At 69.2% G+C, this 7,466-nt stretch carries 3 protein-coding genes; all 3 read right to left on the bottom strand.

The features are described from left to right. A partial coding sequence (locus ACLF3G_RS26650) for a beta strand repeat-containing protein (RefSeq protein ID WP_430672415.1) occupies window positions 1–4,851 on the bottom strand: 4,851 nt, incomplete at its 3' end. Window positions 4,852–4,892: 41 nt separating this feature from the next. Further along, on the bottom strand, window positions 4,893–6,629 hold the full coding sequence (locus tag ACLF3G_RS26645; RefSeq protein ID WP_430672414.1) for a ShlB/FhaC/HecB family hemolysin secretion/activation protein: 1,737 nt from the start codon (window positions 6,627–6,629) through the stop codon (window positions 4,893–4,895). Between the two features lie 192 nt (window positions 6,630–6,821). Further along, the gene (locus ACLF3G_RS26640) at window positions 6,822–7,460 is read right to left on the bottom strand and encodes an OmpA family protein (RefSeq protein WP_430672413.1); all 639 of its coding nucleotides are present in this window, start codon (window positions 7,458–7,460) and stop codon (window positions 6,822–6,824) included. Window positions 7,461–7,466: the final 6 nt, after the last annotated feature.

The raw sequence follows: 7,466 nt of genomic DNA, 5'->3' as shown, positions 1-7,466 counted from the left end.
GTTGGCGCTGTTCAGCGCAATGCTGCCGCCAGATGCGGTGGCGGTCAAAGTATTGGCGGAAAGCGCCGCCGTCTGCGTCAGGTCACCGCTGCGCGCTGTCAGGATCATGATTTCGGAATTGGCGATCGCACCCACATCGATCGCCTCGGCGGTCAGCGCCACGCTGGAAAGGCGACCGCTGTTGGCTCGGACGCCATTGGTCGTCGAGACGCCATCGTTCATCAACGTCAAGCTAGCAGCATCCGTCATCACTGCGACCGCCGCACCGTCGCCTGCCTGCACCGCAAGTCGATCGATGCGGTTCGAGAGCCCGACATCAACGCTGAAGTCGCCACTGACGCGGCCGACGAGTCCGGCAACGCTAAGGCCACTGGCGGTCTGCTCCACACTGGCCCCACGCAGTTCTAGCGTCGTAATCGAGCGTGCCCGCAGGTCGATGGCCTCGGGCAGAGTGATGGCAGAGCTGCCGTCAGCATACGTGGTCAAGTCGACGCCGCTGAAGGCTCCGCCGACGCGCAAGCGACTTGCGGTCATGCGGCCGATCGTCGGCATATCGATGTTCAGCGTGTCAGGCGGACTTGCTGCGCCAGCAAGCTGAATAGCTCGTCCCGAATCCAGAGTTGCGATCGTCAATGTCGCTGGCGTCATGGCCGCGCCGGCACGAAGGACAGCGCCAGCCCCCGTCGAAAGTCCGTTGGTGATCAGCGCGACAGACGGACCGACCCCAGTGCTCTCTACCGTGCCCTGGATATCAAGTTGAGGCGCTTGAAGCGCCACTGTGGTGCCGCTGGCGCCGGTTACCGTCAGCGCGTCGGTCGAGGCGAAGCCGAGCGTGGTGCCGGCGGTGCCGTTGAAGCTGCTCACGGCATTTGGGCCACCCAGCGCCATGTTCGTGGCGGCGGATGCGGTGAGGGAGGGCGCGATGATGGAGGAGGACTGGCTGATGCCACCCGAGGTGGCGGTGAGGCCGACGCTGGTGGTGCCGACTACGAGGCCCGTCAGGTCGAGCGAGGCCGCATTCAGCGTCACGGCGGTGCCGCTGGCGCCGGTCACCGGCAGCGCGTCGGTGGAGGTGAAGTCGAGCGAGGTCCCCGCGGTGCCGCCGAAGCTGCCGACGGCGTTGGCGCTGTTCAGCGCGATGCTGCCGGAGACGGCGCTGGCGGTGAGGGATGGGGTGGTGATGGCGGCGGATTGGCTGATGCCGCCGCTGGTGGCGGTGAGGCCGACGCTGGTGGTGCCGGCGACCGCACCGGTCAGGTCGAGCGAGGCCGCATTCAGCGTTACGGCGGTGCCGCTGGCGCCGGTCACCGTCAGCGCGTCGGTCGAGGTGAAGCCGAGCGTGGTCCCCGCGGTGCCGTTGAAGCTGCCGACGGCATTGGCGCTGTTCAGTGCGATGCTGCCGGATGTGGCACTGGCGGTGAGGGAGGGGGTGGTGAGGGCGGCGGATTGGCTGATGCCACCGGTGGTGGCGGTGAGGCCGACGCTGATTGTGCCGGCCACTGCGCCGGCCAGGTCGAGCGAGGCCCCATTCAGCGCCACGGCGGTGCCGCTGGCGCCGGTCACCGTCAGCGCGTCAGTAGAGGTGAGGCCGAGCGCGTCGCCCGCCACACCGTTGAAGGTGCCGACGGCATTGGCGCTGTTCAGCGCGATGCTGCCGGTGGCGGCGGAGGCGGTGAGGGAGGGGGTGGTGATGGCGGCCGATTGGCTGATGCCGCCGGTGGTGGCGGTGAGGCTGACGCTGGTGGTGCCGGCGACCGCGCCGGTCAGGTCGAGCGAGGCCGCATTCAGCGCCACGGCGGTGCCGCTGGCGCCGGTCACGGTCAGTCCGTCGGTGGAGACAAAGCCGAGCGTGGTGCCGGCAGTGCCGCCGAAGCTGCCGACGGCATTGGCGCTGTTCAGCGCGATGCTGCCGGAGACGGCGCTGGCGGTGAGGGATGGGGTGGTGATGGCGGCGGATTGGCTGATGCCGCCGCTCGTGGCGGTGAGGCCGACGCTGGTGGTGCCGGCGACCGCGCCGGTCAGGTCGAGCGAGGCCGCATTCAGAGCCACGGCGGTGCCGCTGGCACCGGTCACCGTCAGCGCGTCGGTCGAGGTGAAGCCGAGCGTGGTGCCGGCGGTGCCGCTGAAGCTGCCGACGGCATTTGCGCTGTTCAGTGCGATGCTGCCGGTGACAGCGGAGGCGGTCAGGGTGGGGGTGGTGAGGGCGGCGGATTGGCTGATGCCACCGGTGGTGGCGGTGAGGCTGACGCTGGTGGTGCCGGCGACTGCCCCGGTCAGGTCGAGCGAGGCCGCATTCAGCGCCACGGCGGTGCCGCTGGTGCCGGTCACCGTCAGTGCATCGGTCGAGGTGAGGCCGAGCGTGGTCCCCGCGGTGCCGCCGAAGCTGCCAACGGCATTCGAGCCACCCAGCGCCATGTTCGTGGCGGCGCTGGCGGTGAGGGAGGGGGTGGTGAGGGCGGCAGACTGACTGATGCCGCCGGTGGTGGCGGTGAGGCCGACGCTGGTGGTGCCGGCGACCGCGCCGGTCAGGTCGAGCGAGGCCGCATTCAGCGTCACAGTGGTGCCGCTGGCGCCGGTCACCGTCAGTGCATCGGTCGAGGTGAAGCCGAGCGTGGTCCCCGCGGTGCCGTTGAAGCTGCCGACGGCATTGGCACTGTTCAGCGCGATGCTGCCGGTGGCGGCGGAGGCGGTGAGGGATGGGGTGGTGAGGGCGGCGGACTGGCTGATGCCGCCGCTGGTGGCGGTGAGGCCGACGCTGGTGGTGCCGGCGACCGCCCCAGTGAGGTCGAGCGAGGCCGCATTCAGAGCCACGGCGGTGCCGCTGGCGCCGGTCACCGTCAGCGCGTCGGTCGAGGTGAGGCCGAGCGCGCCGCCCGCCACACCGTTGAAGCTGCCGACGGCATTGGCGCTGTTCAGCGCGATGCTGCCGGTGGCATTGGCCGTCAGGATCGGCGTAGTGATCACCCCGGTCTGGCTGATGGCCGTTGCGGTCATGGTGATGCCGGAGCTGGCGGTAACAGGAGCATCAATCGTCAGGCTCCCGGTGATGAAGCCAATCGACCCATCCTGCACGCGGAAGCCCTGGTTGACCGCAATGGACCCTGTGTCCCGCGTCTCCAGCGTGATGTTGCCCGACGTAGCCCGGTTGACGAGGAAATTGACGCTGATGGTGTTCTCCGCCTGCAGGAGAATGTTCACGCCGGCTGCGAAGGTATTCAGCTCCGCCGCGCTGATGTTGATGACGCCGTTGAGGTTTGGGTCGTCAGCAAAGGCAATCATGCCGCCGCCAATCGTTCCATCAGCATCACCGGCGCCCACAATATTGATGGTGTCCGGATCGATCAGCAGCGTGCCACCCGCTCCGGCTGGCGCATCCAACCGCACATCCCCCGCGAGCGTCAGGCTATGCTGGCCCGAAACCTCGATGAAACCGCCGTCGCCCAAGGCTAAGCCGCCGCGGGCCGAAAGCAGCCCGCGAACCTCCGTCCGTGTGGTGCTGTTCACCGCGATGGTGCCGCCATTCCCGCCGTCGGTCGCATCCGCGCGCAGTTCCGCTCCCGCGTGGATCCGGACTTCCGCCGCCATCACCTGGTCGCGTCCGACCCCCGTGGTGCCCGCCAGCACAGTCCCGCCGCCGCTAGTGCCGGAGGCATCGAGGCTGCCGGCAATTGCCACCTGGTCCTGCGCCTGCGCTGCGACCCGACCGCCGCGCGCGCGGCTGCCGCTGCCAGTTCCGGTGCCGCGGGCGCTGGCTTGGCCGGCCATCGCAACGGTGCGCGTGCTCGCGCCGCCCAGTTGAACCTGGCCACCACGCGCGGCGCCGGAGGCATCGATCCGTGCGCCGGCGGCCACCGCAACGGCGCCGCGCGGGCTGGTCACGGCAACCGTGCCACCACCTGTGCCGGGCCCGGTGCCGGTCGCGCTGACGATACCCCCGTCGATGCGCACGTCGCCGCCCTGGCCGCGGATTGACACCTGCCCGGCCCGGTCGCCGGTGGCAGCGTCCGCGCTGATGCGGCCGGTGTTGCGCACCATCGTGTCGATGACGCCGCGTGCCGCATCGGCGCTCAGCAGGATGGAGCCGCCGGCGGCCTCGATCGTGCCGCTGTTCGTCACCAGGGCCACCGCGCCGTCCGGCGCCTGGCGCACGGACTGCGTCACGTCGATGGACACCATCCCATCCCCCGCCAGGTCGAGCGCATAGGTCTCCGCCCCCGCCAGGGCCACGCGGCCGAGCCGCGCCTGGATCACGCCGCTGTTCGAGACGCCCGGTGCGACGAGGGAGGCGAGGCCGCGATCCGCGACGGTGATCTGACCGTGGTTCTCGATACGCGCGCCGGGTCGCGGCGCACCATCGAACACCATGCGGCCCGACATGAAGTTCTGGTTGGTGATGTTGGCCGCACTGGCGATCAGGCTGCCGACATTCACCTGCGAGCCAGGCGCGAAGACCATGCCGGACTGGTTCACGATGGCGACGCCGCCATTGGCGGTGATGCGTCCCGCGATGAGCGAGGGGTCGGGGCTGTTCACCCGGTTCAGCGTCCAGGCAGCCGCCGAGGGCTGGTGGAACTGAACCGCATGGTTGCGGCCGACGTCGAAGCTGCGCCAGTCGATCGCGGCGCGGCTGCTGGTTTGGTCGATGCGGGTGGCGCCGGCGGATTGCTGGATCGCCGCGTTGCCGGCCACGACCTGGCCTCCGGTCGGCGCCGCGTTTGGCGCCTGCGCCGCGGCCGGCATGACATGCAGCATCGCCACCGGCAGCAGTGCCGTGGTTGCCAGCAGCAGGCGCCGCCTCGGCGACATCGGCAGGATCGTAGCGGGCGATTGCGCCATGTTGGTGGGCCTCATGTCCTGGCGTTGGGTCAGGCGGCGGATCGGCATGGCGGGCCTCAGAACCGGGTCAGGAGGCGGAAGTAGCCGGCCGTCTCATCTAAGGGACGGACGCTGCCCCCGGCTGCATCGACTCGGCGGGTCATGCGGCGCACGCCTTCGACATCCAGCTGCACCGTCTCGGTCAGGAACATCCGCACGCCGCCGCCCCAGGATTCGACGGTCCTGCCGGCATCGGTCCGCAGGTTTTCCCAGGTCCGCCCGAAATCCCGGAACAGGTAGAACTGCGCGGTCGGCTGTACCTCGACCGGTTCCGACTGCAGGCCCGGAATCAGGAAGGGGGCGGGACGCACATCGAACAGAAGCTCGAGCGAAGCGCCCAGCGCGCTGTCGCCGGTGACCTGCCCGGCATAGAAGCCGCGGCCAAGGCGGTTGCCGCCGAACAGGAACTTCTCCGCCAACGGCAGCACGTCGCTGCTGTGCTGGCCCGCGACGAGGCCGGCGACGCTGATCACCAGGCCGTCGGTGGGCGCGAGCAGGGGCTGCGTGCGGCTGGCCTCGCCGGTCCATTTCTGGAACCCGAAGTCGCTCTCGACGCGGCCGGGGCCAGGCACCTCGCCATTGCCGGTGGCGCCGAGCCAGGCGACACCGCGATGCAGCCGGACATTGGCGGTGTTGATGGCGGGGCCCGGCGTGAAGGGAACGAGCGTATCGCGGGCACTGCCATCGAGGCCGAAGCGCAGCGCGCGCACCTCATCGAGGCTCTGCCGTCCGCCCCCGGCCTCGATCTCGCTGTTCAGGTAATCGAAAGCCGCGCTGGCGGACAGGTTGAGCGGACGGCTGCGGATGATCGGGTATTGGGCGGAGATGCCGGCTACCTCGGTGTTCCCCTGGTAGCCGATCTGCGCCAGGAACGAGCCCGGGCGGCTGACGCCGGCGCCGGCATAAAGCCGCATCCGCAGGCCGGAGGCGCCGATGAAGGTCTCGCCCGAGAGCTGCCCGAAGCTCTGTTCCCAATCCTGCGTCTGGAAGATGGTCGCCTCGATCCGCTCGCCGGTCGAGGTGAAGGAGTTGGCGCCAACCGAAAGGATGCCCTGCAACGGGCCGGTCAGGTTGTAGCCACGGTTGTCGACGTAGACGTAGCCGCTGAACGCCCGGCGCGTGACCTGGGCCACCAGTTCCAACTCTCCCGGCCCGCCATCGGCCAGCGGGCGGACCACGCTGCGCACGCTAACACCTGGAACGTCGCCCGCCAGCAGCAGGGCCCGCTCAAGCTGCCCCGTGGTCAGCGGGCCGCTGCCGAGAAGGTTTTCGAGGAAGCGCAGGACCTGGGTGCCGGCAGGACCGATGTCGTTGTCCAGCTTCACCGAAGCGACCCGGCCTTCGACCATGGCCAGGAGGATCTCGTTGCCGCCCTCCACCGGACGAAGCCCGGCCACGGCCGAGACAAAAGGGTAGCCCCTGCGGCCATAGGCGGCGATCGTGTCGACCCGGGCGCGTTCGATCGCCTCCAGTGTCACCTCCTGCCCGACCAGGGGCAGGAAGGCGGCCGTCACCTCGGCATCCGGGAGCACCGTGTTGCCGCTCGGCTGGACGCCGGAGACTCGGATCCGCAGTTGCTCGTTCGGGCCGCGGATCGGGTCCGGGATTGGCGCCTGCAAGGCCGGGGCCAAACGCGGCGCCTGGGTCGGAGCCAGTTGTTGCAGTCGATCGGGCGTGAGGGGCGGCACGGCCTGTGCCGCGGCCTGCTGGGAGCCGAGCAGCAGCAGGATGACAATGCCGTGCGTTGACCGCATGAACTCGGGCCTTCTGGCTGATTTTCCGCAGGGACAAGCGGCCTGCAGCCAGAATGTAACAGAAAGTTTCGATGTGGTAACTAAAGAAAACCGATACTCATGAAAAATTATCGGTCGAAACTTTGATGGTTGTCGGCTGCCAGGACCCGTCCCATCATGCGCGTCGGGGCTAGCCGGCGCGAAAACACTGAACTACCGCCCCAGGTTCAGGACCTGCACCCGGCGATTGGCTGCCGCAGCCACCTCATCCGCGGTGGGGATCAAGGGATCGTCCTCCCCCCGTCCGACCACCTCGATGCGCGCTGCATCGACCTGATATCGCCGCACCAGGAAATCCCGCACGGCCTCGGCGCGTCGCTCCGACAACGCCTGATTCATGTCCCTTGAGCCAATCCGGTCGGTATGGCCTTCGATCCTGAAGCGATCCGCGCTGAGATCCGGCGAGTTGAGCGCCCGCCCAAGCGGCAGGAGGACGGCCTCCGCGCCTGGTGTCAGGTCTGCCGATCCTGACGGGAAAGTCACGGTGATGCTGACGGCGGGAACGTCCACCGGCGCCGTCGTGCTGCGACGCGCATCCGCCACGACCGGAACGGGGCGGCGACGTGCTTCAGCAGCGACCGGGCTTGTCACGGCATCCGAAGCCGAAGCCGAAGCCGAACCGGGCGCCGCGACCGAAGCGGGAGCCGGGGCGGGCAGGCGAATGCCTCGTTCGGCGCTCGGAAGCCGGCTCAGCTGCTGAATCAGGGCACGGGTCGCGGCGTCGGATTGTGCGATGGCAGGCTCATGCGGCGCGAAGATCAGCCCGGCCATGGCAAGCGCGATCAACCTCATCGGCGA

The sequence above is a fragment of the Falsiroseomonas sp. HC035 genome (genome assembly GCF_050563525.1).
Lineage (GTDB): Bacteria > Pseudomonadota > Alphaproteobacteria > Acetobacterales > Acetobacteraceae > Falsiroseomonas.
This window is presented reverse-complemented; position numbering and strand designations above follow the sequence as displayed.